Source organism: Carboxydocella sp. ULO1 (assembly GCF_002049255.1).
In the GTDB taxonomy this organism is placed as follows: Bacteria; Bacillota.
Genome location: NZ_BDLQ01000112.1, coordinates 1 through 260, shown reverse-complemented (window position 1 = coordinate 260; position 260 = coordinate 1). Strand labels below are relative to the sequence as shown.

At 43.5% G+C, this 260-nt stretch carries 1 protein-coding gene; it reads left to right on the top strand.

Features of this window, described 5'->3' with window-relative positions; all coding sequences use genetic code 11:
* Window positions 1–260, top strand: a 260-nt coding sequence (locus ULO1_RS12315) for an IS200/IS605 family accessory protein TnpB-related protein (RefSeq protein ID WP_143325463.1), incomplete at both ends; no start/stop codon positions are given.

The following is a 260-nucleotide window of genomic DNA, read 5'->3' as shown; positions in this document are numbered from 1 at the left end:
AGTAGTGGTAGATATAGCTTTCTTTTTAGGCAAACCCATTGTTTTAGAAAACCTGAACTTTGGCAAAGACAGGCTGGACACTAATAAAAAGTTTAACCGCATGGCTTCCAATTTTCCATTTGCGAAAATGGTAGGAGCAATGTATCGGATAGCGACAAAAGAAGGGGTGCCTTTCAAGTTAGTATCACCCCGGCATACTTCAACCATAGGTTACTGGAAGTATATGAAACGTTACGCCGTTCCGGTGCATTGCGCGGCGG